Here is a 24673-nt window from a genome sequence, read left to right as displayed (position 1 = left end):
ATAATAACTCAAATCTGTTTAACTTGTGCACTTAAGATATATTTCAATATACAAAAAGGACTACAAATGGCAAATTCCATTCGCAGTCCTTAATAATTTAAAATCTATTTATCCTTACATCATGCCCATTCCGGGGTTGGCCGGAGCGGCTGGTGCATCATCTTTACCTGGTAAATCAGCAACAACGGCTTCTGTTGTCAATAGGAGTGCTGATACACTTGCTGCATTTTGTAATGCTGATCGGGTTACCTTCGTTGGGTCAACAATTCCAGCTTCGATCATGTCTACCCACTGATCGTTTGCGGCATTGTAACCTACTCCTGGCTTTTCACTCTTCAAACGTGTAACAATAACTGATCCTTCTTCACCAGCATTTTCAGCAATTTGGCGAACAGGTTCTTCGAGCGCACGACGTACAATATTAACACCAGTAAGCTCATCGCCAGTAGCATCAATATCATCTAGTGCGGGAATGACATTAATTAAAGCAGTACCACCACCAGAAACGAATCCTTCATCTACTGCTGCACGAGTAGCATTTAATGCATCTTCAATACGATACTTCTTTTCTTTAAGCTCTGTTTCAGTTGCAGCACCAACACGAACCACAGCAACGCCACCTGCGAGTTTAGCCAAACGTTCTTGCAACTTTTCCTTATCAAAGTCTGATGTCGTTTCAGCAATTTGTTGCTTCAACGTTGTAACACGCTCAGCAATTTGTTCCTTACTTCCAGCGCCTTCAACAACTGTTGTATCATCCTTAGTTACTGTAACTTTATTAGCTTGTCCAAGTTGTTCAATTGTTGCATCCTTCAAATTCAAGCCAAGATCATCCGTAATTACAGTACCACCAGTTAAGATAGCAATATCCTCAAGCTGATCTTTGCGACGATCTCCAAAACCAGGAGCTTTAACGGCAACTACATTGAATGTTCCACGCATCTTATTCAATACCAAAGTTGGTAGTGCTTCACCAGTAATATCATCCGCAATAATTAATAGTGAACGACTTTGCTCAACAACCGACTGAAGCAAAGGTAAAATATCTTGAATGTTACTAATCTTTTTATCTGTAATTAAGATATAAGGATTGTCAAGGTCAGCTTCCATCTTATCATTATCAGTTACCATGTATTGTGACATGTATCCACGATCAAATTGCATACCTTCAACAACGTCTAAACTTGTGTCAACACCACGCGATTCTTCAATCGTAATAACACCATCATTGCCAACCTTTTCCATAGCATCTGCAATTAACTTACCGACTTCTGGATTAGCTGATGAAATTGAAGCGATCTGTGCAATGTCATCCTTTGTCTTAACTTCGTGTGACATTTTGTGTAATGCTTCAACCGCTTTACTTGTTGCTTTTTCAATTCCACGACGAATACCAACAGGATTTGCACCTGCGGTAACATTCTTCATACCTTCATTAACAATTGCTTGGGTCAAAACCGTTGCAGTTGTTGTTCCGTCACCAGCAATGTCATTTGTCTTTGATGCAACCTCAGAAACCAACTTAGCTCCCATATTTTCGAAATGGTCTTCTAACTCGATTGCCTTTGCAATTGTTACACCATCATTAGTAATTGTTGGTGAACCATATGATTGTTCGAGAACCACGTTACGACCCTTTGGACCGATTGTTGATTTAACTGTGTCAGCAAGTTGATCGACACCTTTTAACATTTTTGTACGAGCATCTTCTGAAAATTTAATCTCTTTAGCCATCTTAAAAAATTCCTCCCCAATAGTAATTAGTCGATTACGGCAATTAAATCTTTTTCGTGTACTACTAAGTACTTATTATTTTCAAATGTTACTTCTGTTCCTGAATATTTGTCGTAAATAACCGTATCACCTGTTTTAACGCTCATTGGTAGTTTTTCACCATTATCAAGAACCAAACCGTCACCAACAGCAACTACTTTACCAGTTTGCGATTTCTCTTTAGCATTACTTGCTAAAACAATTCCACCAACAGTTTGTTCCTCTTCTTCTTTTACTTCTAAAACAACGCGATCACCTAAAGGTTTTAACACGTCAATCCCTCCAGTACTAAGTTTTTATTTTTAGCACTCAAACACCTCAAGTGCTAACTACAATGACCACTATAATCATTATTAGAACAGAATGCAAGTATTTTTGACCATTATTAACCAAACTATCACGGTAAGCCTCTACTATGTTATACTGACATGCATAATAAAGGAGATTAATGTAATATGAAACTTTCAAAAAGCTCGCTTCTAATTTTAATTACGTATTTCTTTATCTTTTTTCTTCCCTCAATTTTAATTTCTTTTTTCAATCTTGGAAAATATTATATTCCCATCCAAACTCTGGATTATTTACTAGGCGCGGTTCTACTGTCCACGATTGCTCTTCAAACTACCGAATTAAATTCAATAGAATATGGACGTAAGCCGTTCATTAATGCTATTTTTTGGGGTGTAATCGGACTTGGCTTAATTCTACTTCTTCAATTTATAATCAATCTTCTTACTATTGCTTCTGGAGCTAGCACTACTTCTCAGAATACTCAAACATTATTGACACTTGCTAAAACCAACTCATTCTTTATATTTGCAATCACAATTGGCGCTCCAATCATGGAAGAATTAGTCTTTAGAAAGGTTTTGTTTGGTAATCTAAGTAATCTTCTAGGGTGGAATAATACTAACCTTGGTTTAGTTATAACCGCATTGATATCAAGCCTGGCTTTTGCATTCATGCATTCAGACGGCCACATAATACTTTATGCTTCGATCGGATTGCTCTTTTGTTGGCTGTATAATCGAACAGGGCGTATTCAAACATCGATGATTACCCATATGCTAATGAATTCTTTAATTGCCATTAGTGCAATATTTATGAAATAACAGATATTATAAAGTTTTCCATTTCACAATTTAAAATAAAAACGCCTTAAACTTAATTCCGAGCCATACTAAAATGGTTTCAGAAATAAGCCTAAGGCGTTTTTTTTATTCAACTACTTTTAAAATTTCATTCAGTAACTTTTTACGATCTTCTTCATCCTCGATAAAACTTGTCATACAAACCAAGCCTTGGCGTTTTGCAATATCAAAAGCAATCACCCCGGTCGGACTTTGCATGTAGAACAGTCCCTTATTTGAGCGTGATCTCCGCCAGCCAAGTGACTGTCCATCCTCATCAAACTTCTGTAAAAGGGTAAAAATCTGAGGATCCAATATTTCCTTACCTTGATAATTACCGCGTTGCAACATCATTTCAACAAAGACGGTTAAATCGTTCAATGTTGAAAACAAGCCGGAATAACCACTTTCACCATTCAGAATTAATCCTTGGTAGTCTTCAACTTGACCTTGAATTTGCCCTCTTTTGGCGTCTTTTCGAGTTGGCACAAAGCGAATTTTTGGTCGATTTAAATTATAACCAGTGTTAGTCATAGCTAAGGGATATAAAATATGGTCTTGAACACTTCGATCAATTGAACCGTCAGTTGATCGAATAATCAACCCCAGTAGAATCATATTGAGCGGCGAATGTTGGACATGATCTCCTGGTTTGAAATCGAGATCAATATCATATAAAACATTTACAAATTCAAGTCCTGTCATATTTGATGCACTTGGAATTTGTACTGGTAAACCGCTTTGTTGCGATAACAAATGCCAGATATTAATTTCTGCATGGGAGAAGCCTGGTAAGTATTTAACAACCGGATCCCGAAAACCAATCTCTCGAATGGCAAGTAACTGAAAAATACGAGTAGTAGTGGCTACACTCTGTGTCAAACTGCCCAAATCGTAGATCATTGAAGGATCCAACGCAATATTTAACTCATCATCACCTTGAACACCTTCAAAACGCATCTCGATCTCTTCTTGAGAAATCAAACTATACGACGCCCCAAAAATAACACCATTATCAATTGCTGTCTGAACTGCTTGATGAATTTGATGAAGTTTATCTGTCATAATTTTCTCCTATTTTTCAGCATGCTCCGCCCATTCAAACTCTAGGCTCGGCTCTGCATTTAATGTCAAGTCGTCACTAACCACACCGTACTGATAAGCTACATAGCCTGCAGCTCCTACCATTGCTCCGTTATCTCCGCAAAGTTCAATTGGAGCCAGTACAAGATCCAATGTTGGAAAAGAGTTGCGGATGTCACTACTAAGTCGTTCGCGTAATCCTTGATTTGCTGCAACCCCCCCAGCTAAAATCAATTGTCGAATGTCGAATTCCTCACAAGCCCGTAAAGTTTTTTTAACAATAACATCGATAACACTTTGTTGGAAACTTGCAGCTAAATCGTTATGATTCAGCGTTTTGTTTACTTGTTCCGCATTATGAACCGTATTAATAAAAGCACTCTTCAAACCGCTAAAACTAAAATCAAAGTTTTCTTCATTCTGCATGGCTCTTGGAAAATGAAATGTATCCTGGCCATGATGCGCCATTTGATCAATTTCTTTCCCAGCCGGATACTTCAGGCCCATTACCCTACCGATCTTATCGTAGGCTTCACCTGCAGCGTCGTCGCGTGTTTCTCCAATAATTTGAAACTCATTCTCACGTGGCATATATACTAACTCAGTATGACCACCCGAAACTAACAGTGCTAAAGATGGAAAAACAATTGGCTTCACAAAACGTGCTGCATAAATATGACCAGCCATATGATTAACTGGAATTAACGGTAAGTTATTCGCATATGCAAATGCTTTAGCCGCTGTCACCCCGACTAGCAAAGCTCCAACCAATCCTGGACCATAAGTGACGGCTACAGCATCAAGATCTTCTTTTTTGATCTCTGCTTTCTGCAAAGCTGCACTAATACATATTGTGATTTGCTCAATATGGTGACGACTAGCCACTTCCGGCACAACTCCACCAAATCTCTGGTGGCTGCTGATCTGCGTGGCGATAATATTAGATAAAATAACCGATCCATCCTGTACTACTGCTACACTTGTTTCATCACAACTAGACTCAATAGCTAATATATATCTACCTATCACCATCGTATCCTCCTCGCCATTTTTGTAAGTTTAAGGACATATCAATCGCGTCCTCATGATCGCCAAAATAATAACGCTCTTTAATTCCGGTTTTTTCGAATCCAATTTTTAAATAGAGGGCTTGTGCGTTTAAATTACTTTTTCGTACCTCTAATGTGACTGTTTTGTATTGTGCATGATGTGCTTTTTTAATTATCGCTTCAATTAAAAAGGCACCAATTCCGCGGTGCTGAAAAGAAGGTTCTACTGCAACATTGGTTATGTGGGCACGCTTAGTCCGATCATCAAATGACGATCCAATAAAAGCAATTAGTTGATCATTTTTTCTAACAACTAAATACAGACGGTCAAACTTGCGTCGTAACTCATTTGCAAACGCTGCACGATCCCACGGTGTTTGGCCATCATAAACCGTCCGTTCAACTTCTAAAATTTCTGGGATATCGGTAAACATTGCTTGTGCTACAAAATATGGTTCCTTTTCAATATTCACATTGTGACGTTTGATTTCAAAAGCTTCTTCCCGTAACCTTCCAGTTCGATTGAAGAAATTTGATTTAACCCACTTAATCCATTCGTTTAACATACGATTCTTTTTTCAGCTCCTGTGGATGACTTGTCTCCCATGTTCTCTCTGCCTCAGTTTTTCTAAGGTAGTTGGGAATAAAACTAAATACATTTTCTAATTCTTGCTTTTGAAATCCTAATAGTCCTAAAGCAAAGGCATTCGGCAAATTGTTTAAGCGGTTAGAATGTTCCGCAATTACTTTTAAAGTGTCTTCAATCTCCAATTGGAATTTATCAAAATCAGTCGAAATAAAGTAAACTGATTTACCTAAACCATTTAGAAAATGTAGGAGATCTTTCATTGCGATATGCTGATCTGCTTGAATAGTTTTAAGCTTCTCCCCGCTCTTTTCATAGACACCCGCGAAAACATTTTTTTGTCGTGCGTCAAAGAATGGAACCACAATGCCATCAACAGGCGCATTCAAAACTAACATTTCAAGGCTCGAAATACCAACCAACTCTGCATCGATCGTTTCTGCTAACGTTTTAGCAGTCGTTACCGCAATTCTCAGCCCAGTATAGGATCCAGGGCCTTCTGCCACCACAATTCGACCGATACTTTGAATATCGACACTAGCGCTTTTTAGCACATGGTCAATAACCGGCATTAACTGTACGCTGTGGTTTCGCTTAATATTTGTTGTCTGCATACTCAATAAGTTCTGATCCTCAAGTAAGGCAACCGATAAAGCTTGGTTTGAGGTATCAAATGCTAAAATCTTCATTGTTCACTCTCCAATTCATCACTTCATATTACCATAAAATCCATTGCTTCATACTATTTAGATTTAAACAATATTGATTGAATAAAGTACATTAATTTTTTTAAATATTTTTAAAAAGGGAATGAAATATGACTGCGATCTAAATTTAATTTCCGAACTAAATAGTAAAAATGCGAGAAATAAGTCAACAGATTCCGCTTAAACATAAGGGCCAAACGATGATATCACATCATCATTTGGCCCTTATTCCTAATGCTTGTCATTTTTCGACTTATGTCTCGCTCTTTAATTTGAATTATTTTCGATCAGCGTAGCCTTTAGGATGCTTTTGAGTCCAATTCCAAGCTGTTTTGATAATTTCTTTAACATCATCATACTTAGGATTCCACCCTAACACTGAACGAGCCTTTGAACTATCAGCAATTAATGAATCCGGATCACCTGCACGTCTTGGTGCAACAACTGCAGGAATTTCTTTGTTGGTTGCTTCACGAGCCGCTTCTAACATTTCTTGAACAGAAAAACCAGACGATGAACCAAGATTAAAAACATCACTGCTATTTCCATCTTTTAGATACTTAATTGCAAGAATATGAGCATCTGCCAAATCAAGAACATGAACATAGTCTCGTACATTGGTTCCATCAGGCGTATTATAATCATTTCCATAAATTTGCAACTTCTCGCGCGTACCAAGGGCTACTTGTAAAATAATTGGTACTAAATGTGTCTCTGGTCCATGATCTTCCCCAATTGAGCCATCTGGATCAGCTCCGGCAACATTAAAGTATCGCAAGGCAACAAATTTAATTCCGTACGCTTCATCCGCCCAATGAATGATCTTTTCCATCATTAACTTACTTTCACCGTAGGGATTAATCGGTTTAGTAGCGTCAACTTCTGAAATTGGAGACTTTTCTGGGACACCATAAGTTGCAGCAGTTGATGAAAAAATAATCCGTTTTACATCATGATCACGCATTGCTTCAAGCAAAGTAATCATGCCACCAACATTATTGTCAAAATACTTCAGGGGTTTTTCCATTGATTCCGGGACAATCGAATAAGCAGCGAAGTGGACAACTGTATCAATTGCTTCTTTTTCAAAAAGCCCGTCCAAAAATGATCTATCTCTTATGTCACCCTTATAAAACTTGGCTTTATCATTGATAGCTGCTCGATGTCCTCTTGATAAATCATCAGCAACAACCACTTCTTCGTCATTTTCTACCAGTCGTTTCACCATATGAGAGCCAATATAACCAGCTCCACCGATCACTAGAATACTCATAATTACCTCCAATTATTTTGCTTATTATTCAATGAAATAACTCTTTACCGTATTTTACTCTAAATATGATTGCCACTCAATATTTGCCTCTGTACAAAGAGTATCGTCCACAAAAATCTTATGATTAGTTCTAAAATCTCCCTGAGATCCAGACCTGATTGCTTTACTGTTAATCATTGCTCCCGGTTGAACTTCCACATGATAACGAACATTAACTTCACTTGGAAAATTATTAGTCAATACCTCATCATCCAGCGTATTGATCATCCATTCAAAGTATCTGGAATTATTCACATGTCGATTTTGATCAATATCTAAATAACGGACCGAATATTGATGGGATAATTTTTCCCCATCCTCAGGCTCAATAATCTTTGGTAAACGAATAATTTGTTTAACTTCTTCAGATTCGTATGGTTCCAAGATCTCTGGGATCAATTTTTGCATTTTACGTTTTTGGAGATCCATCATTACAAAAATCGAAGTTGCGTGAACTAATTCATTGCCTTCTTTATCACTAATCCAAAAATCACGCTGACAAAAGTACGCATTATGATTAATGGCTTCGGTCGAAATGGTCACTTCTTCATTAATCTTAGGCATTTTTTTTATTTTTATTTGATATTGAGTAACAACCCAACCTAATCCCGTTGTACTCATCTTCTTAGGACCAACGCCCAATAATTCGCTTTGATCCTCAGAAGCTAAAACCATCATATTTACTAACATGGGAAGAGTTACATGTGCATTCTGATCTCCCTCATAATATAAAATACGATGTTTTTCTGAAAAATTTTTCCCTGCCATTTGTAATACCTAATCTCCTTAACCTAGTTCATGAAAAATATTGTAAACATCTTGCTTTACCATGCCACGTAGCTTTGCAACCTTTTTTATCGCTTGATTGGGTTTTATATCCTCTTCATCAATAATTTTTTGAACATGATCTCTAATTGGTAATTCTAGATCAGCATTCCTTTCAATCAGATCCTCCCCACTTTTTTCAAGGATAATTACAAATTCTCCCCGAATCTCATTGTTTTGGGTCCATTCAAACACTTCACCAATAGTTCCTCTTACAAATTCTTCATAGCGTTTCGTGAGTTCGCGAGCAAGTGTAATTTTTCGATCATCATCAAAAGTTTCTTTAAAATTCTGAATTGTTTTTGCTAAACGATGTGGTGCTTCATAAAAAATTAGGGTGTGATTCACATCAGATATTTTTTTTAAAACTTCTTTTTGTTCTTTTGTTTTTCTTGGGAGAAAACCATAAAATTCAAATGGTTGTGGATCAATTCCAGAAGCTATCAAAGCTGTAATACCTGCACTAGCTCCTGGTAATGGAACAACCGGTATATCAACATCAATCGCTGCCATCACCAAATCATGTCCTGGATCACTAATTGAGGGCATTCCTGCGTCAGAAACTTGCGCAATGTTGATGCCATTTTTAAGCTTTTCAATTACTTCAGGTATTCTTTTTTCAGAACTAAATTCATGGAAACTCAATTGTTTAGTTTTAATTTCAAAGTGGTTAAGAAGTTTTTGTGTATTTCTAGTATCCTCTGCAAGAATTAACTCAACTTCCTTTAGAACCTCAACCGACCGAAACGTCATATCAGCTAAATTACCAATTGGTGTTGGAACCAAATACAGCGTACCATCTTGATGCTCCTGAAAACTTTTCTGTGATAACATACTCTCTCCTAGCGATCCCCATAAATGATGGTGACACAAAAGGCACACTCTTCATTTTCAGGACGACGTTTTCCAAACCACTCGTTACAAACATGATATCCGCCCGAGTACAGTTTTTCTAAATTCTTTCTTGATTTTGATAATCCATGTTCAGTACTTCCGTGCTTTTTCAATGTTTTTTTAGAAATTCTCTTACCCAGTTCTTCTCGCAAATTTTGGTTTTCGATCTCTAATTCGGCATTTTCTTCCAGGACCTCAACCATTTCTTCCTGTAGACTTCGCAATTCGGATAAATGTTCTTCGGTTGCTGATGTTAATTGACTGATTTTTTCAAATAATTTTTGCTTATCCAAATTACTTCCTCCTTTATTTAAAGGCCTGGCACAGGTTTATCGTAGCCGTTTCCAATATTGTTTGAAAACCTATATTACTTTGTAATTTATTAGGCATCAGCAACAATATATCCATTGCCTGCAAACAGGTTGCCAATGTTTGCCCTTTTGCTATTTCTTCAATTTCAGACTGATACTGTCTAAAAACACTTTCTTGCTCTCCCGCCTTTATTCGCATTAAATCACGCCCATATAATATCATTAGGCTTAGTATTGTATCTTGGTGGAACCTATCCATTCCAAGCATGACTAATCTGGTTTGGACCTCAACGAAGGCCTCCATATCACCTCTAGTTACCAAAGTAAACCACCGATATACTCTTGTAACAGCGTTTTCAATCCATTCATCTTCGATTAAGATCTTTGCCTCATCATTACTATTTGTCAGTTCAGACAAAACATTAACAACCGCATCAGATGCACCTAATTTTGCAAATTCCACTTTTATTGTCTCGTTTGAAAGCGGATTTAATTCAATTACTTCAGTTCTCGAAATAATTGTTGGTAGCATTAAATTACGATTCTCAGTTAGTAAAAAGGCAAAAACGTTTCCAGTTGGTTCCTCTATAAACTTCAAAAGGCTATTAGATGCACTTGTTGTCATTTTATTTGCATCCAAAATGATGAAAACCTTTTGAGTTCCCTCAACACCACTCTTAGAAAATTCAGACTTCAAGAATCGAACTTGATCAACTTTAATCGTTTGACCATCAGGTGCAACCTCAACAACATCTGGATGCTCTTTATTTAGAATTCGCTGGCACTCAAAGCATTTTCCACAGGGACGTCCGTTTTGCAAATTGTTGCAAAAAAGACGCATTGCAATCCATTCTGCGACCTCCTGTTTACCAACACCTGTATTCCCAGTTAATAGGTAGGCATGCGCCAACTGCTTTTTTTCAATAATCCGCTGAAATCGATCAACAATAATCGGTTGGAGTTCTTCTGCCTTCAAAATATCTTCTTCTACTTTCTAAAAATGTGTGAATTTATCAACAGGCAACACAAACACTGTTGCTCCCCCAACCTGAACCTTAACAGGAAAAGCAGTTGTCCCCTCCATACTAACATCCATATTAACCGGAGGTGTCATGAATTCGTCTCGAGCATGACTTGCATCCTTGATCAGGGCTAAAGCATCATCAACTCGCTCTTCTTCAATTCCAATCATAAAGGTAGTATTACCTGATTGTAAAAAGCCACCTGTTGTGGATAACTTAGTAGCACGAATATTATTATCAACAAATATATCACTTAAACGATTTGAATCCTTATCTTGTACAATTGCAATTATTAATTTAGTTGCCATATCTATTTATCCTCTCAATCTTGAATGAAGTTGCTCTTCTAGTAAAATGCGTACATCATGCTGAACCACTTTTTCCTCTTGATTTGCATTGATAACTTTAATTCTATCAGGATATTGTCTTGCTAAAGCAAGATACGCTTCACGCACCCGCTTATGAAAATCTAGTTTTTCAAGGTCTAATCGATTAATTTCATTTTTACGATGATTCATAATTCGCTTCAGACCAACCTCAGACGGCACATCAAGGTAAATTGTCAAATTTGGTAAGATTCCTTCTGTTGCAAACAAGTTCATTTTGTAGACATCATCCGTTCCAATTTCTCTACCAGCGCCTTGATATGCCACTGAACTATCGACATAACGATCGCAAAAAACAACCGCATTACGTTGAAGAGCCGGAATTACTTTCTCAACTAAGTGCTGTCTTCGTGCCGCTGCATATAACAACGCTTCCGTTCGACGATCCATCATAGTATTTTGAGGATCCAGAATTAATTTTCTGATCGCTTCTGATATAGGGTTACCACCTGGTTCCCGTGTAACTACTAATTCCCCGCTTATTTCCTTTTCAAAATAAGCTACCATTTCTTTTAAAACCGTTGTTTTCCCTGCTCCATCTGGTCCTTCAAAAGAAATAAATTGTCCGTTCATGTACTATTGTCACTCCAATTTAAATTCAAATACGCTTTAATTCTACTTTAGATTTTATAGCCTGTCCACGCACTAAAAAATCAAAATATCATAAAAGTTGCTAACAAATCCAGTTATCTTAAAGGCAAAACTGATTAGTGTTTTTATTAACTTTTATTAAGATATTTTACCTACATTTCAGTTCTTCCCTCTACAGCTTTATATAAAGTCATTTGATCCGCATATTCAATGTCACTTCCAACAGATAACCCATGTGCTAATCTTGTAACCTTAATTCCCGACGGTTTAACCAATCGTGCTAAATACATCGCGGTTGCTTCACCCTCAGGAGTTGCATTAGTTGCAATAATCACTTCTTTAATTGCTTCATTATCCTGAAGCCGTTTTAATAAACTTGTGATATTAATATCTTCAGGTCCCTTTCCTTCCATCGGAGATAGGACACCGTGTAGAACATGGTATAATCCGTGATATTCCTTCATTTGTTCCATTGACATTACGTCTTTAGAATCTTCAACAACTAAAACAGTATTTTGATCGCGCGAAGGATCTGAACAAATTTCACAGGGATCTTCCTCCGTAATATTGCCACAAATACTACAGAAATGTAGATTTCTTTGAACATTTATCAATGATTTAGCAAACTCAGTCACATCGTCACCCTGCATATCTAAAGTAAAGAATGCTAACCGAGTTGCCGTCTTATAACCAATCCCTGGCAATTTCATAAAGCTATCAATTAATTTTGCAATTGGTTCTGGATATTGCATCTATTCCGCCTCAACTAACTTTTAATAAATCATACTAAATAAAAAGTTCTGTAAAAGAAAATTGCTTTATAACGAATACTTCAAAGAATCGTTTTAAGCTAATTCCAAACAGAACTTATCTATCCACAGATTAACAGTTTTTACATTCCTGACATGCCCTTGGTATACTTCCCCATTGACTGATCGGTTTCTTTTTTTATTTTGGCCATTGCATCATTAACAGCAGCCACAATGAGGTCTTGCATCATATCAGGATCATCTTCATCAATAGCTTCTGGTTTAATATCAATATCCTTCATCAGATGGTTACCAGTAAACGTAACCTTAACCAATTCATCAGGTGCTACGCCAGTAAATTCTGTTTCATCCAAACGATCTTGTTCTGCCGTCACCTGCTTTTGCATTTTTTGCATTTGACGCATCATATTTTGCATATTGCCCATTCCACCACGCATAATTCTACCATCCTTAATCATTTTTTATTTCAATATTTTCAGAGCCAAAGAGTTCGACCGCTTTATCTATAATTTCACTGTTTTTTTCAACAGGCTGTTCAACACCAGTTTCAGGCCCATCAACTTGCTCCTTCTGGCTTCCAACTGAGTGATTTTTAAGAAAACCTGCTCTAACCTCAGGCCACTCTTCAACTGTAACATATGCTATTTTAAACTCGGAACCAGTTAGCTTCGCAAGATTAGCTTCCATCTCGCTTCTTAAACTATCATTATCAACTGCCTTTTCGAAAAGAAAATCATAATCAAAGGCAACTACCACACCTTCTTTGCTTGCTGCCACAGGTTTAGAAACATGCATTAATGCCCTCTGAGTCACACTTAACATATTCATTAAATCGCGCCACAAATTTTGCATTTCATTTAAATTATCCTTGGTAGCCGCCTCTAATATTGGATAAATCTTAGTCAAATTAGCAGGTGTCCTTGTAGTTTTTTTACTTTTCTTAGGGACACTATTTTGAGGCCTCAACGTTTGTTTGGTATGCGGCTGACTTTCCGTTCCAATTTTAACCTGTTTAATTTGTTGCTGTAAATTTTGAACCTGCTTCTTTAATTCTTCAACTTCAGATGACTGAACTGTGCTAACAGAATCAGTGCTTTCGCTATTTCCGCTTGAGCGATTGCATAGTTTAATCGTCAATACTTCTAGGTAAACATCCGGATGAGTAGTAAATCGCATCTGCTGAGTAATCATGTTTAATGTATCAATCATGCCATATAATTCTTCACTTGTAACCTGTTTAGCGGATTCAATAAACTGCTCTGAAAGTTCTCCAAGATTTTGCTCTTCCACTAGGGCTGGATCTTGTTGATATAATAGCAAATTACGCAGTTCAACAATTAAATCTTCACCAAAACGTTGCCCGTCTTTACCTTCAGCAAGAATCTTATGAAGTGTTTCTAACGCTAGAGAAGTCTGCTTACTAAAAATTTGTGTTAAGTATTGATTTAAAAGTTCTTCGTTAACGCTACCAGTTACCAATAAGGCGTTTTCTAAAGTAACTTCATTATCCCCGAATGAAAGTACCTGATCAAGAATACTCAAGGCATCCCTCATTCCACCTTCTGCAGCCCTAGCCACTACTCTCAAAGCACTTGGATCGTAATCAACCTTTTTTTGATCTAAGATGTAGACCATTCGATCGTAACTTTCCTGAGCTGAAATTCTTCGAAAATCAAAACGTTGCGTTCTCGAAATGATAGTCAACGGGATTTTCTGAGGTTCGGTTGTCGCGAGCACGAAGATAACATTAGCAGGTGGTTCTTCTAGTGTTTTCAATAAGGCGTTAAATGCTCCTGTTGAAAGCATATGCACTTCATCAATAATGTAAACCTTGTAGTCTGCTTCCGTGGGTGCATACTTAGCCTTGTCACGAATATCGCGAATCTCTTCTACACCATTGTTTGATGCAGCGTCAATCTCAATAACATCATTCAAACTACCATTATTAATGGCACGACAGGTAATACACTCATTACAAGGTTCACCATCTTTTAGAAAGTGACAATTTACTGCTTTTGCAAAAATCTTAGCAGCCGAAGTTTTACCAGTTCCTCTCGGCCCGGTGAAAAGGTATGCATGACTAATCTGTTTGGTTATAAGGGCATTCTTTAATGTTCTAGTTACAACCTCTTGTCCAACCATGTCACCAAAGTTCTGAGGACGCCACACTCGGTATAACGCTTGATAACTCATCTGCATTTCCTTTCAATTCATTAATTAAAAGAGGCCTGGACCAAAACAAAATGTTTTGCATCCATGGCCTCATCTTTATTTCTGAGATATTAAGTCTCAGAATTCATTATCTCAATAACTTAAGGCACAAACCGAAGTAAACTTAGTGCTGCTTCCTTCCGGATCTGACACGATTCGTAAATTCGACCTTGCCTTAAGGCCTTACGGCAATAACTATGATACTTGAAATTCAAAAAAAATGCTACTATTTTACTTATTTTTTTTTCGTTTTTCTCGAATTTCTTTAAAAAATTGTTTCATAAGATTGGCAGACTTTTCTGCTAATATTCCTTCTTCAACTGTTACCTGATGATTTAAACGATCATCTTCTAAAACATGATATAAACTTCTAACCGCTCCAGCCTTGGGATCGCGTGCGCCAAAATAAACCGATGGAATTTGAGCATTAATAATTGTCCCACTACACATTAAACATGGCTCAATCGTCACAAACAATTGACAATCCCATAAACGCCAGCTATGCAAATATTCACAAGCCTCTATAATCGCTAATACTTCAGCATGCATAGTTGCATCCTGTCCATGTTCCCTAAGATTATGCCCTCTCCCAATGATTTCACCGTTTTTTACAACAACAGCCCCAATTGGTACTTCATCAATTAGTCTCGCATTATTTGCTTCTTCCAAGGCCTCTAGCATATAATTTCTAATTTCTTGCTCATTTAATTCAGTCATTTCACACTTCTTATTATGTAATATCCTTTATCTTTCTTAATAACTTCAGCATTACCAAAAATTCCCATCATTAGTTTCTTAGCAGAAGGTGCCCCCTGCTTCTTCTGTAAAACTATCACAAGTTGCCCACCTTGAATTAGGTGGGAGTAACTTTCTGTTAACATCTCATCAACTACCTTTTTACCAGCTCGCACAGGCGGGTTTGTAACTATCGATGTAAAATCATGATCTTTAATTCCTTCAAAAACACTAGACTCAAATATTTTAGTTTGTTTTTCAACGCCGTTCGCAATAGCATTCCGCTTAGCAAGACCTAAGGCTCGTGAATTAACATCCGTCATTGTAACTTCAAAATTAGGATTGCTCTTCGCAATTGAAATACCAATTGGACCATAACCGCACCCCATATCTAGCACTTTTTCATTTACTAATTTGAATTCAATCGCATTAAGTAACACTCTGGTACCATAATCGACCGTTTTTTTAGAGAAAACACCACTATCTGTAAAGTGCAACACAAAAGTTAGACAAAATTGAATATTTTTAAACTGCTAAGGCATGTTCCCTGTATTCGCAGGGAGTCATGCCTTTTGTTTTCTGTGATATCCGTCGATTGTTAAACCAATCGACGTAATTCTTTGTGATTTCCTTGAATTCTCCAATATCTTTACACTGTGGAAATCCATTAAGACATTCTGTTTTAAGAAGATGAAAGAAGCTTTCAATTGGCGCATTATCAAGACAGTTTCCCTTACGAGACATGCTTTGTATAAATTTTTTTTCGGAGAGTTTATCGGTATAGTAATTCAATTGATAATGCCAACCTTGATCTGAATGAATTATTGGTTTTATTCCTTCCGGAATATTTTCTGTGAGTTCATCGAGTGTATCCATAATTAGTTTACTGTTAGGACCATTACTTACTTGAAATGCTAAAACTTCCTTGCTTGCTTCGTCAGTAATAGCTGAAACGTAAGCCCACTTAGTATCGGCCAAGCGTACTTGTGTAACATCGGTATGTAATACTTTGAAAGGTACGGTTTCATTAAAATGCTGATGTAGAACGTTACGGGCCACTTTTCCAACTGTACCTTTATAAGATGAATATCTACCATTTCTGTGGCGGTTATAAAGGCTTACTTGAACATTTAATTCATCCATCAAACGACGCACTACGGCGTCTGATAGATGGATATCTAATTTAATGAGCTCTTCTTGAACGCGACGATAACCGTAGGTTAGACGTCCGCGATATCTTCCGCTTTCGGCAATTTTTAGTATCTCTACTTTTACATCTTCATACTTATCTACATAATTTTTGATACGTTTACGTTCATCATGATAAGTCGCTTTCTTAAGTCCAATGGTCTTAAGAATATCGCCGACTTTATACCGGTTAGATTTCGGAAGAGACTCTTGTTCGACCCTGATCTGATCAACTATTTGTGTTTTCTTTCGTCCTTTGAGGTTCCGAACAGGGTCATTGATTTTTTTAAGATTTCGTTCTCCAATTTTGCATCATATAATTCTTGATTCTTTTTCGTCAATTCTTCACGAAGTTGATCGATTTCGTTCTTGTTTACTAACTTACGTAATTTCTTCTGATTATGTTTCACTTTGGTTTTTCTGCCTTTCGGATGAGGCTTCAAGGCTTCTATACCATACTGATTGAAGGCTGTCCTCCAAAGACTGATTTGACAAGAATTAACATCAAATTTTGCGGATACTTCGGCTAAAGTTTCATCATGAGTTTGATAGTAGTTTATCACATCAACTTTAAACTCAACTGAGAAACTTCGTTTAACTCTTCTTCGTTTAAGAGCGTCTGCGCCGCTCAAACGAAAGTTTTGTATCCATCTACCTACTTGTATTCGAGGCAAGTTACGTTTCTTTGAAAGAAGACTGATACTAATGTCACCTTGAAGATATTCACTAACGACTTCTGCTTTTAATTCTGAACTATATTTGACCATAGAAAAAGTGCTCCATAACTATTAGATTTCTTGTCTAACAATTATGGAGCACTTTATCTGTTGTGAACGTAAAAAAATTTTTTTTAAGCTCAAAAGTCCATGTTTCTTCTGCATGTTCAGCGTTTGGGTTCTCTGTAAAGTAATAATCTGTCATTGAATTAACCTCCAAATTCTACTAGTATAATACAGTAAAGTAATTACAGAATAAAACTGCAATTCTAAAATTTAATAATTTAAAAACAGCGTCACAGCACAATATATAGCAGAGTTTCATTTTAAGCCACTATATATTGTGCTTTTTTTGTTGTTTTTAATCTTTAAAGCGGTATACTTAATCCATAAACATTTTTGAAGAGAGGTCTTTTTTATGAGCGAAGTAACTATTTATACTAAAAACAACTGTATGCAATGTAAGATGACAAAGCGTTTTCTTTCGGAACACGAAATTCCATTCGTTGAAAGAAATATCAATACTAATCCTGAATACATTGATCAACTTAAGGCACAAGGTTTTCAATCTGTTCCAGTAGTTCAAGTATCTGAAGACAAAGCAATTGCAGGATTTAGACCAAACGAATTAAAAGCACTTGCTATGTAATTCAGGTATTCTTACACTTCCTGACCCAGTGAACGCTTCGTTTGATTAAACTTAACGGAGTGTTCTTTTTTATTTTTAGAACTCAACTGAAAGGATGAAAACAATGGCACTCAAAGACTTAAAAGATGTCACCTATTATGATTTGAACAACGAAATTAATATTCCAGTGAATAATCAAATTCCACTAAACAAAGATCACGAGGCACTAGAAGCTTTTATTACTGAGAATATTCGTCCAAATACCATGACTTTTAATTCCATTCAGGATCGCTTTGATTATCTAACTCGTGAAGATTACATTGATGAAAAAATCCTCAAGGAATACAGCCTAACCTTTATTGAGAAATTGTATGATTTTTTAAAAAGTCAAAATTTTCACTTTAAGTCATTTATGGCGGCTTACAAATTCTACGCTCAATACGCTCTACGCACAAATGATAATCAAACTTATTTAGAAAATTTTATTGATCGAGTTGCGATGAATGCCCTTTATTTCGCTGATGGTGATGAAGACTTGGCTATAAATATTGCTGATGAAATCATCCATCAACGCTATCAACCTGCAACCCCTAGCTTTTTAAATGCTGGACGAAAACATCGGGGTGAACTGGTCTCTTGTTTTTTAATCCAAGCACAAGATGACATGAATTCAATTGGCCGAACCATTAATTCAGCGTTACAACTTTCAAAATTAGGTGGCGGAGTAGGAATCAATCTTAGCAATCTTCGGGAAGCCGGCGCTCCTATCAAGGGAATTGAAGGTGCTGCAAGTGGTGTCGTTCCAGTTATGAAATTATTGGAAGACAGCTTTTCATATGCTAATCAGTTAGGCCAACGTCAAGGAGCTGGAGTTGTATACTTGAGTGTATTTCACCCTGACATTATCCAATTTCTATCAGCGAAAAAAGAAAATGCGGATGAAAAAATTCGCGTTAAAACCCTCTCTCTTGGTGTAACTGTTCCTGATAAGTTTTACGATTTAATCAAAGCTGATGCTGACATGTATTTGTTCAGCCCATATAGTGTTGAAAAAGAGTATGGGAAGCCTTTCTCTTACATTAATATAACTGAAGAATACGACAATATGGTTAATAACCCCAACATCACAAAAACCAAAATTAAAGCACGTAATCTTGAAAACGAATTATCCAAATTACAACAAGAATCAGGATACCCATACATTGTGAATGTTGACACTGCTAACCGTGAAAATCCAATTTATGGAAAAATTGTTATGAGTAACCTTTGTTCTGAAATCATGCAAGTTCAGACTCCATCAGTAATTGATGATAAACAAGAGTATTCTTCTTTAGGGACTGATATTAGTTGTAACTTAGGTTCTACAAACATTGTTAATATGATGGCATCCCCTGATTTTGGAAAATCTGTCGATAGTATGGTTCGTGCACTGACATACGTCACTGACACTTCTAACATTGACGTTGTTCCTTCTATTCAAAATGGAAATAAACTAGCTCACACAATCGGTTTAGGTGCGATGGGACTGCACGGTTATCTTGCTAAAAATCATCTATATTATGGGGAAGATGCTTCAATTGAGTTCACTAGCGTCTACTTTATGCTTCTAAACTATTGGACCCTAAAAGCCTCCAATAAAATTGCTCAGGAACGTCATCAATCATTTTATAATTTTGATAAGAGCAAATATGCTGACGGAACCTACTTTGATAAGTATATTACCAAAGAATGGGGTCCAACCAGTGATACCGTGAAAAAACTTTATAACGGGATAATGATTCCCACAATCGATGATTGGAAACAATTAAAAGCTGATATTATGCAATTTGGACTTTATCATCAAAATCGTATGGCAGTAGCTCCAACTGGATCCATCTCATACATCAATGATTCAACTGCCAGCCTTCAACCAATTGTTAACCGTGTTGAAGAACGTCAAGAAAAGAAAATTGGTAAAATCTATTATCCAGCCCCATATTTATCAAATGATACTTTAAAGTATTATCAATCTGCTTATGATATTGATATGCGAAAAGTGATCGATATTTACGGTGCAGCACAACAACATGTGGACCAGGGTATGAGTATGACATTATTTATGCGTTCAACAATTCCGGCTGGAACTTATGAATGGAAAGATGGTAGAACCGAAAAAATGACAACTCGCGACCTTAACATTCTGCGTAACTATGCTCATCGTAAAGGGCTTAAATCTATTTACTATATTCGGACCTTTACTGACAACGATGGTGAAGTTGGCGTAAATCAATGTGAAAGTTGCTCAATCTAATATTAGGAGATAATGATGGATAATTATAAAGCGATTAACTGGAACCAAATTTCAGATCAAATTGACAAAGCTACTTGGGAAAAATTAACTGAACAATTCTGGTTGGATACCCGTATTCCTATTTCTAATGACCTTTCTGATTGGCGCGAACTTGATGAAGATCATCGCTGGGTTGTTGGGCATGTCTTCGGTGGTTTAACTTTATTAGATACCCTGCAATCTCAAGACGGAATGGCTGCCTTGCGCAAGGATATTCGTACTCCCCATGAAAATGCTGTATTAAACAATATCCAATTCATGGAATCAGTCCATGCCAAAAGTTACTCCTCAATCTTTGAAACGCTGAATACACCAACTGAAATTGATGAAATCTTTGACTGGAGTGATTCAGAAGAGTTTTTACAAACTAAGACTAAGCGGATTTACACCTTATATCACGATGACGAACATCCGTTAAAGAAAAAGGTTTCAAGTGTTTTCTTGGAGACTTTCCTATTTTATTCTGGTTTCTTTACACCACTTTATTATCTTGGACATAATAAACTTAATAATGTCGCCGAAATTATTAAATTGATTTTAAGAGATGAATCTGTTCATGGAACTTATATTGGGTATAAATTCCAATTAGCTATGAAAGAATTGTCAGATAACGAACAGCAAGACATTAAAGATTGGATGTTCAACTTCCTATACGATCTATATGATAATGAGGAACAGTACGTGCATAAAGTCTACGATCAAGTTGGCTGGAGTGATGAAGTTCTAACCTTTTCTCGTTATAATGCTAACAAGGCCTTGATGAACTTGGGTCAGGATCCAATGTTCCCTGATACTGAAGCAGATGTTAATCCAATTGTTATGAATGGTATTTCTACTGGAACATCTAATCATGACTTCTTCTCTCAAGTTGGAAACGGCTATCGACTTGGAAACGTGGAGTCAATGAATGATAGTGACTATGATATTTAAAGTATTATAAATACGCTACGCAATTTGGAACTGAAATTTTTTTCAGTTCCTTTTTTATATAATTAATTTGTAAAAACATTTTCAATTTAAGGATGTGTACGTAGAACTTATTGGAATAGGCGTGCAGCACGTTGTCCAGCCGCCACAAAACGCGGCGGTAAAAAGTAGCAATGCTCGTCCTTATGCTTTGCCCTGCTTCTGGTAGTGATAAAACTGGCTGTAAAAAAGACACCCGTTTTGTATTATAAAAATCATCAAACAATTGTCTCGGGAAATTGGGAAAGTTTGCCATGTTAGGAAGGCCAATCAAATAATGTTTGCTAGAAAGTGGTTTATATAGAAAAGTTCTTATATGCTGAAACAGCTACTTAACAAATGTCAGCTGACAATGGGGGCATGAATTCCTGTGTTCTATGAATCTTAAAAGATAATCTCACTCCTACTTTTTTACTCATTATTTTTTAAAGAAGCTAAAAATTGCATTTGATAAAGCAGATAAATAGCATTGAATCTATAAGCAACTTTCTGTATCAAGATATCTTTCAGTCTCTATGATGTTCTTTAAACTTTTGAAGCAGTCGATCTAAAGTCACTGTAATTATATATAAAATTAAACTATTTTTGATGCCAGTCTTGCTAATCACAGCATTACCTCTAATAATCATAACAATCCTACCATAAATTATAAGTAAAACTACTAAGAGAATTGAACTCAGCAAAACACTTCGTAACCAACTATGGGTTCTTACGTACTTAAAAATTCCATCAACTATGTTCAATAAAGCATTAACCCCTTTATAAAAGAAATTACGGAATCTCATTACTTATCCTCCTACTAATAGCCAATACTACTCACTAAACAAATTTATACATACTAATATGATAAATAGAATTATGACAATTAAAAAATGCTTTATTTTCAAGTTTTTCATTCCTCTCTCTTTCGACACTTATGTAGTTTCTCACTTTTTCCGAAGATGTTTTCAAATTTGCGTAAACAACCATTTATATTGCTTAAACGTGATTTTTCGTTAATTTAAATAACATTTAAGCTGCCCCAATCAACCCCCCGCCTAAAAATGAACTAATGAACTTGGAATAGTACTCAAAAATAAACTTTACTTACTCTAAACAGTAAAAAACGGGCCCTACGATGAATAAAACATCACCACTGGAGTCCGTTCTAATAGTTTTGCCACGGAAAAAACGATGTACAGAAATCACATCTTTGTATAGTGACATCGTCCTATAAAAATTTAAGTTTTTTTACTACTTAACCGCCTTATTGTATTAACAAAGTAATCAGTTCTACTATTCATTAACGCTCGATGCAGTGTGCCATAATCCTTAATTTTTCCAATTTCATTTAGGTACTGCAAATAAATATCAAAAAAGCGCAAAAAAAGTGGCTTTTCATCGAGAATATTTATTTCAGCATAAATCTGACGCAAACAATCCGTTAAACTTCTAGTCGTCCATTTGCTTAGTCGACGATTATACTTACGAACCATTTGTTTATGAATGTTTAAAATCACTTCGCAAAAAAGTTCCTTGTCAAAAATTAAATTTGGATCAGATATCCTTATAGTCAGAAAGGAATCCATGTTTTTTCGAAACTGCGCTATTTCTAAATCCAATTGATGATCATCTAACACATTTTTCAGCTTAAATTTCTCATTTGGATGCAACTTTGTATTTATGAGGGTTATACCCGGTTTACTAAGATACTTTCGTGCATTCGACGCATTAATTGTATAATTCGGACCATTAAAGACTTTGGTTTCAATCCTATCTAAACTATTAGACGTAAATTTTTCACTAAGTTTCGACATATAAAATAAAAGTTGATTTCCCTGTTTTAAAAGTTCTTGATATTTTGTATCATCCACCCAGCCTTGTCTATTTAAAAATTTCGCTAATTTATGAATCACTTTAGACATATCAATAAAAGTTTCGACATTCATAATACCGACGTAGCGTTCAAATAAACTTTGATAAATAATAGTTGTTTCCTCAATATCTTCATAATCTGTAGCGAAAAAAGCATCCATTAAATTCCTGGGTCGTTCAGTTAAGAGTGCATAAGTAATCTGCATTTGTAGGCTGTTATCAGTTTTACTTTGTTCACTCAAAAATTCTTCTAAGTTATCCAGTAATTCAGAATTGATCCCACCCACAAATAATAAATCGGAGTCATCCTGACTTAGCTGGATTGGATCCGACTTAAATTGATGTTTTAAAAAATTTTCACTGCCAAAATCGTAATTAATCGACATGCGCCGCTCGCTCATGATTTTAAAATAATCATCCGTAAATTCTCTCTCCCCGTGTTTAACTAGGTGTTGACCAGTTATAAAGTAAATAATATCCGCCATAACATCATCGAGTTGATCGAGAACATCCCATTTCTTAGCAATATCCAGTAGCGGTATCACTTCTGTCATAGCATCTGCAAGTGATTCAGGAGTCCAATCTTTAATATCTCGATTGAACATTGTAACTTGAATTCGAACAATTAATTCTGTCAGCTCATGATAATAGCGTTTAAATTCGTTGGGCCTTTTCAAGAACTCCCTGGTTTTAGTCATTTTGTCGAGTTTCTTTTCTTCTCGCTCCACTCGCTTCTCATCAAAAGTTTCGGAAATTGGTTGTCTAACGGTTGGAAGTTCAGAAAGTACAGTGCGAAGTTTTAAAAACTTTTCAAAATTTTTTTCCACATTAAACCATCCTGTATTTTTTAGTACATTTATATTAGCATAATGCTTTCTTTCCCCTCTAATTCTATGCCTGTTGAGCCATTATTGCTGGAACAATCACCTGGTCTACAATTTCAATCACCAGCTGCTTTGTTATCTTGCTTTTATCAATCATTGCTTGATACAAGATAAGATTAAAAGGTAGTAGTTTAACATAATCTGTAACTGTGTGCTTTATCTCTCCATCTAATTGGGCCTGACTTAACAACCGTTCCATTATAAATAAATTTTGCTTTTGGAGCTCTTTTGACAATTTATTAATAGAATCAGTTCCACGACCAAGTTCAACTAAATATGCTTTCATAAACTCCGGTGAATCATCAAAATGAGTTAAAATTGCAATTAAATTTTCTCGCATGGTTTTCCCAGAAAAATCAATGTCATCAAAAGAATCTACATCATCTGTTGCATATTGTTCGGCATCGTAAATGAGTTCAAAAGGCGTCTCCCATCTCCGGTAGAGTACTGGACGATTCGTTCCAGAACGCTTTGCAACTTTAGCAAACGTTACTTTCTCAAATCCCTCTTCATTCATTATTTCTAAAGTTGCATCAAAAATTGCTTTTTGAATATCCTCATTGGATCTTCTATTTCTCTTTTTACTTGTCAATTTCACTCCCCATTTCTAAGCTTGACAATTTTAACAATATTATAACATCGTACTAAGTACATACTGAAACTATTTTAAATTCATTGTTGACATATATTGATTATGAGTATAATCTTTATTTTGCGCTTTAA

27 protein-coding genes and 1 other RNA gene are annotated in these 24673 nt (G+C 36.2%); 4 read left to right on the top strand and 24 right to left on the bottom strand.

Translation table 11 applies throughout. From position 1 onward, the window contains the following. Positions 1-114: 114 nt before the first annotated feature. Entirely contained in the window at positions 115-1734 is a 1620-nt protein-coding gene (gene groL, locus PECL_RS02435; RefSeq protein WP_014215011.1) for a chaperonin GroEL, read from the bottom strand. Between the two features lie 26 nt (positions 1735-1760). Beyond that, positions 1761-2045: a co-chaperone GroES gene (groES, locus tag PECL_RS02430; RefSeq protein ID WP_014215010.1), complete on the bottom strand. Its 285-nt coding sequence runs from the start codon at positions 2043-2045 to the stop codon at positions 1761-1763. A 183-nt stretch (positions 2046-2228) separates the two neighbouring features. Here groES and PECL_RS02425 point away from each other — a divergent pair, with 183 nt between their 5' ends. Next, on the top strand, positions 2229-2885 hold the full coding sequence (locus tag PECL_RS02425) for a CPBP family intramembrane glutamic endopeptidase (RefSeq protein WP_014215009.1): 657 nt from the start codon (positions 2229-2231) through the stop codon (positions 2883-2885). A 105-nt stretch (positions 2886-2990) separates the two neighbouring features. On the opposite strand, the gene PECL_RS02420 is transcribed toward PECL_RS02425, so the two are convergent. The 19 genes from PECL_RS02420 to PECL_RS02335 all read right to left on the bottom strand — a co-directional run bounded on the left by PECL_RS02420 (position 2991) and on the right by PECL_RS02335 (position 17340). Continuing rightward, positions 2991-3968 (bottom strand): serine hydrolase domain-containing protein, encoded by a 978-nt coding sequence (locus tag PECL_RS02420; protein WP_014215008.1) that lies wholly within the window; start codon positions 3966-3968, stop codon positions 2991-2993. A 9-nt stretch (positions 3969-3977) separates the two neighbouring features. Continuing rightward, on the bottom strand, positions 3978-5018 hold the full coding sequence (gene tsaD, locus PECL_RS02415) for a tRNA (adenosine(37)-N6)-threonylcarbamoyltransferase complex transferase subunit TsaD (RefSeq protein WP_014215007.1): 1041 nt from the start codon (positions 5016-5018) through the stop codon (positions 3978-3980). Further along, positions 5005-5601, bottom strand: coding sequence for a ribosomal protein S18-alanine N-acetyltransferase (gene rimI, locus PECL_RS02410; protein ID WP_014215006.1), 597 nt, complete (start codon positions 5599-5601; stop codon positions 5005-5007). The genes tsaD and rimI overlap by 14 nt, the downstream gene beginning before the upstream one ends. Then, entirely contained in the window at positions 5582-6310 is a 729-nt protein-coding gene (gene tsaB / locus PECL_RS02405) for a tRNA (adenosine(37)-N6)-threonylcarbamoyltransferase complex dimerization subunit type 1 TsaB (RefSeq protein ID WP_014215005.1), read from the bottom strand. The genes rimI and tsaB overlap by 20 nt, the downstream gene beginning before the upstream one ends. Before the next feature lie 295 nt (positions 6311-6605). Further along, on the bottom strand, positions 6606-7601 hold the full coding sequence (gene galE, locus PECL_RS02400) for a UDP-glucose 4-epimerase GalE (RefSeq protein ID WP_014215004.1): 996 nt from the start codon (positions 7599-7601) through the stop codon (positions 6606-6608). 54 nt (positions 7602-7655) lie between these two features. Further along, positions 7656-8408, bottom strand: coding sequence for an acyl-[acyl-carrier-protein] thioesterase (locus PECL_RS02395; protein ID WP_014215003.1), 753 nt, complete (start codon positions 8406-8408; stop codon positions 7656-7658). An 18-nt stretch (positions 8409-8426) separates the two neighbouring features. After that, on the bottom strand, positions 8427-9299 hold the full coding sequence (gene rsmI, locus PECL_RS02390; RefSeq protein ID WP_014215002.1) for a 16S rRNA (cytidine(1402)-2'-O)-methyltransferase: 873 nt from the start codon (positions 9297-9299) through the stop codon (positions 8427-8429). A gap of 8 nt (positions 9300-9307) precedes the next feature. Beyond that, on the bottom strand, positions 9308-9652 hold the full coding sequence (locus PECL_RS02385; RefSeq protein ID WP_014215001.1) for a DNA replication initiation control protein YabA: 345 nt from the start codon (positions 9650-9652) through the stop codon (positions 9308-9310). A 13-nt stretch (positions 9653-9665) separates the two neighbouring features. Further along, positions 9666-10646 carry a DNA polymerase III subunit delta' gene (gene holB, locus PECL_RS02380; RefSeq protein ID WP_014215000.1) on the bottom strand — a complete coding sequence of 327 codons (981 nt, stop codon included), beginning with the start codon at positions 10644-10646 and terminating at the stop codon, positions 9666-9668. Positions 10647-10664: 18 nt separating this feature from the next. Next, positions 10665-11000 (bottom strand): cyclic-di-AMP receptor, encoded by a 336-nt coding sequence (locus PECL_RS02375; protein WP_014214999.1) that lies wholly within the window; start codon positions 10998-11000, stop codon positions 10665-10667. Positions 11001-11006: 6 nt separating this feature from the next. After that, positions 11007-11651 (bottom strand): dTMP kinase, encoded by a 645-nt coding sequence (tmk, locus tag PECL_RS02370; RefSeq protein ID WP_014214998.1) that lies wholly within the window; start codon positions 11649-11651, stop codon positions 11007-11009. A 170-nt stretch (positions 11652-11821) separates the two neighbouring features. Next, on the bottom strand, positions 11822-12421 hold the full coding sequence (recR, locus tag PECL_RS02365) for a recombination mediator RecR (protein ID WP_014214997.1): 600 nt from the start codon (positions 12419-12421) through the stop codon (positions 11822-11824). A 140-nt stretch (positions 12422-12561) separates the two neighbouring features. Then, positions 12562-12876 carry a YbaB/EbfC family nucleoid-associated protein gene (locus tag PECL_RS02360; RefSeq protein WP_041534566.1) on the bottom strand — a complete coding sequence of 105 codons (315 nt, stop codon included), beginning with the start codon at positions 12874-12876 and terminating at the stop codon, positions 12562-12564. Between the two features lie 13 nt (positions 12877-12889). Continuing rightward, a complete protein-coding gene (dnaX, locus tag PECL_RS02355; RefSeq protein ID WP_014214995.1) occupies positions 12890-14632 on the bottom strand; it encodes a DNA polymerase III subunit gamma/tau in 1743 nt (580 codons plus the stop codon). 113 nt (positions 14633-14745) lie between these two features. Beyond that, an RNA gene (gene ffs / locus PECL_RS09815) (signal recognition particle sRNA small type) lies at positions 14746-14832 on the bottom strand. Between the two features lie 49 nt (positions 14833-14881). Then, positions 14882-15367 carry a nucleoside deaminase gene (locus PECL_RS02350; protein ID WP_014214994.1) on the bottom strand — a complete coding sequence of 162 codons (486 nt, stop codon included), beginning with the start codon at positions 15365-15367 and terminating at the stop codon, positions 14882-14884. After that, positions 15364-15885 (bottom strand): class I SAM-dependent methyltransferase, encoded by a 522-nt coding sequence (locus tag PECL_RS02345; protein WP_014214993.1) that lies wholly within the window; start codon positions 15883-15885, stop codon positions 15364-15366. The genes PECL_RS02350 and PECL_RS02345 overlap by 4 nt, the downstream gene beginning before the upstream one ends. A gap of 25 nt (positions 15886-15910) precedes the next feature. Beyond that, the gene (locus PECL_RS02340; RefSeq protein ID WP_231952019.1) at positions 15911-16810 is read right to left on the bottom strand and encodes an IS3 family transposase; all 900 of its coding nucleotides are present in this window, start codon (positions 16808-16810) and stop codon (positions 15911-15913) included. Next, a complete protein-coding gene (locus PECL_RS02335) occupies positions 16807-17340 on the bottom strand; it encodes a helix-turn-helix domain-containing protein (protein WP_003680910.1) in 534 nt (177 codons plus the stop codon). Before PECL_RS02335 ends, PECL_RS02340 begins: the two co-directional genes overlap by 4 nt. Before the next feature lie 367 nt (positions 17341-17707). On the opposite strand from PECL_RS02335, the gene nrdH reads away from it, so the two are divergent. From nrdH to nrdF, 3 genes are all read left to right on the top strand, one after another. Then, positions 17708-17938 (top strand): glutaredoxin-like protein NrdH, encoded by a 231-nt coding sequence (nrdH, locus tag PECL_RS02330; RefSeq protein ID WP_014214991.1) that lies wholly within the window; start codon positions 17708-17710, stop codon positions 17936-17938. 103 nt (positions 17939-18041) lie between these two features. Beyond that, positions 18042-20207, top strand: coding sequence for a class 1b ribonucleoside-diphosphate reductase subunit alpha (gene nrdE / locus PECL_RS02325; protein ID WP_014214990.1), 2166 nt, complete (start codon positions 18042-18044; stop codon positions 20205-20207). Positions 20208-20222: 15 nt separating this feature from the next. Then, complete coding sequence (gene nrdF, locus PECL_RS02320) at positions 20223-21176, top strand: class 1b ribonucleoside-diphosphate reductase subunit beta (protein ID WP_041534565.1); 954 nt, start codon at positions 20223-20225, stop codon at positions 21174-21176. A 542-nt stretch (positions 21177-21718) separates the two neighbouring features. On the opposite strand, the gene PECL_RS02315 is transcribed toward nrdF, so the two are convergent. The 3 genes from PECL_RS02315 to PECL_RS02305 form a co-directional block, all read right to left on the bottom strand. Then, complete coding sequence (locus tag PECL_RS02315) at positions 21719-21997, bottom strand: hypothetical protein (protein ID WP_041534564.1); 279 nt, start codon at positions 21995-21997, stop codon at positions 21719-21721. Between the two features lie 435 nt (positions 21998-22432). After that, complete coding sequence (locus tag PECL_RS02310) at positions 22433-23893, bottom strand: hypothetical protein (RefSeq protein WP_014214988.1); 1461 nt, start codon at positions 23891-23893, stop codon at positions 22433-22435. Between the two features lie 64 nt (positions 23894-23957). Beyond that, complete coding sequence (locus PECL_RS02305; protein ID WP_407946496.1) at positions 23958-24548, bottom strand: TetR/AcrR family transcriptional regulator; 591 nt, start codon at positions 24546-24548, stop codon at positions 23958-23960. Positions 24549-24673: the final 125 nt, after the last annotated feature.

The organism is Pediococcus claussenii ATCC BAA-344 (genome assembly GCF_000237995.1).
Lineage (GTDB): Bacteria > Bacillota > Bacilli > Lactobacillales > Lactobacillaceae > Pediococcus > Pediococcus claussenii.
Note: the sequence above shows the minus strand (reverse complement) of the source record. Positions and strands in the feature narration are given on the sequence as shown.

Coding starts and splice junctions, on each gene's coding strand:
- PECL_RS02375 (WP_014214999.1), bottom strand. CDS start 11,000: ATGGCAACTAAATTAATAATTGCAATTGTACAAGATAAGGATTCAAAT.
- tsaD (WP_014215007.1), bottom strand. CDS start 5,018: ATGGTGATAGGTAGATATATATTAGCTATTGAGTCTAGTTGTGATGAA.
- tmk (WP_014214998.1), bottom strand. CDS start 11,651: ATGAACGGACAATTTATTTCTTTTGAAGGACCAGATGGAGCAGGGAAA.
- tsaB (WP_014215005.1), bottom strand. CDS start 6,310: ATGAAGATTTTAGCATTTGATACCTCAAACCAAGCTTTATCGGTTGCC.
- galE (WP_014215004.1), bottom strand. CDS start 7,601: ATGAGTATTCTAGTGATCGGTGGAGCTGGTTATATTGGCTCTCATATG.
- rsmI (WP_014215002.1), bottom strand. CDS start 9,299: ATGTTATCACAGAAAAGTTTTCAGGAGCATCAAGATGGTACGCTGTAT.
- PECL_RS02335 (WP_003680910.1), bottom strand. CDS start 17,340: ATGGTCAAATATAGTTCAGAATTAAAAGCAGAAGTCGTTAGTGAATAT.
- PECL_RS02420 (WP_014215008.1), bottom strand. CDS start 3,968: ATGACAGATAAACTTCATCAAATTCATCAAGCAGTTCAGACAGCAATT.
- rimI (WP_014215006.1), bottom strand. CDS start 5,601: ATGTTAAACGAATGGATTAAGTGGGTTAAATCAAATTTCTTCAATCGA.
- nrdF (WP_041534565.1), top strand. CDS start 20,223: ATGGATAATTATAAAGCGATTAACTGGAACCAAATTTCAGATCAAATT.
- PECL_RS02315 (WP_041534564.1), bottom strand. CDS start 21,997: ATGAGATTCCGTAATTTCTTTTATAAAGGGGTTAATGCTTTATTGAAC.
- PECL_RS02350 (WP_014214994.1), bottom strand. CDS start 15,367: ATGACTGAATTAAATGAGCAAGAAATTAGAAATTATATGCTAGAGGCC.
- PECL_RS02395 (WP_014215003.1), bottom strand. CDS start 8,408: ATGGCAGGGAAAAATTTTTCAGAAAAACATCGTATTTTATATTATGAG.
- PECL_RS02425 (WP_014215009.1), top strand. CDS start 2,229: ATGAAACTTTCAAAAAGCTCGCTTCTAATTTTAATTACGTATTTCTTT.
- nrdH (WP_014214991.1), top strand. CDS start 17,708: ATGAGCGAAGTAACTATTTATACTAAAAACAACTGTATGCAATGTAAG.
- nrdE (WP_014214990.1), top strand. CDS start 18,042: ATGGCACTCAAAGACTTAAAAGATGTCACCTATTATGATTTGAACAAC.
- groL (WP_014215011.1), bottom strand. CDS start 1,734: ATGGCTAAAGAGATTAAATTTTCAGAAGATGCTCGTACAAAAATGTTA.
- dnaX (WP_014214995.1), bottom strand. CDS start 14,632: ATGAGTTATCAAGCGTTATACCGAGTGTGGCGTCCTCAGAACTTTGGT.
- recR (WP_014214997.1), bottom strand. CDS start 12,421: ATGCAATATCCAGAACCAATTGCAAAATTAATTGATAGCTTTATGAAA.
- PECL_RS02360 (WP_041534566.1), bottom strand. CDS start 12,876: ATGCGTGGTGGAATGGGCAATATGCAAAATATGATGCGTCAAATGCAA.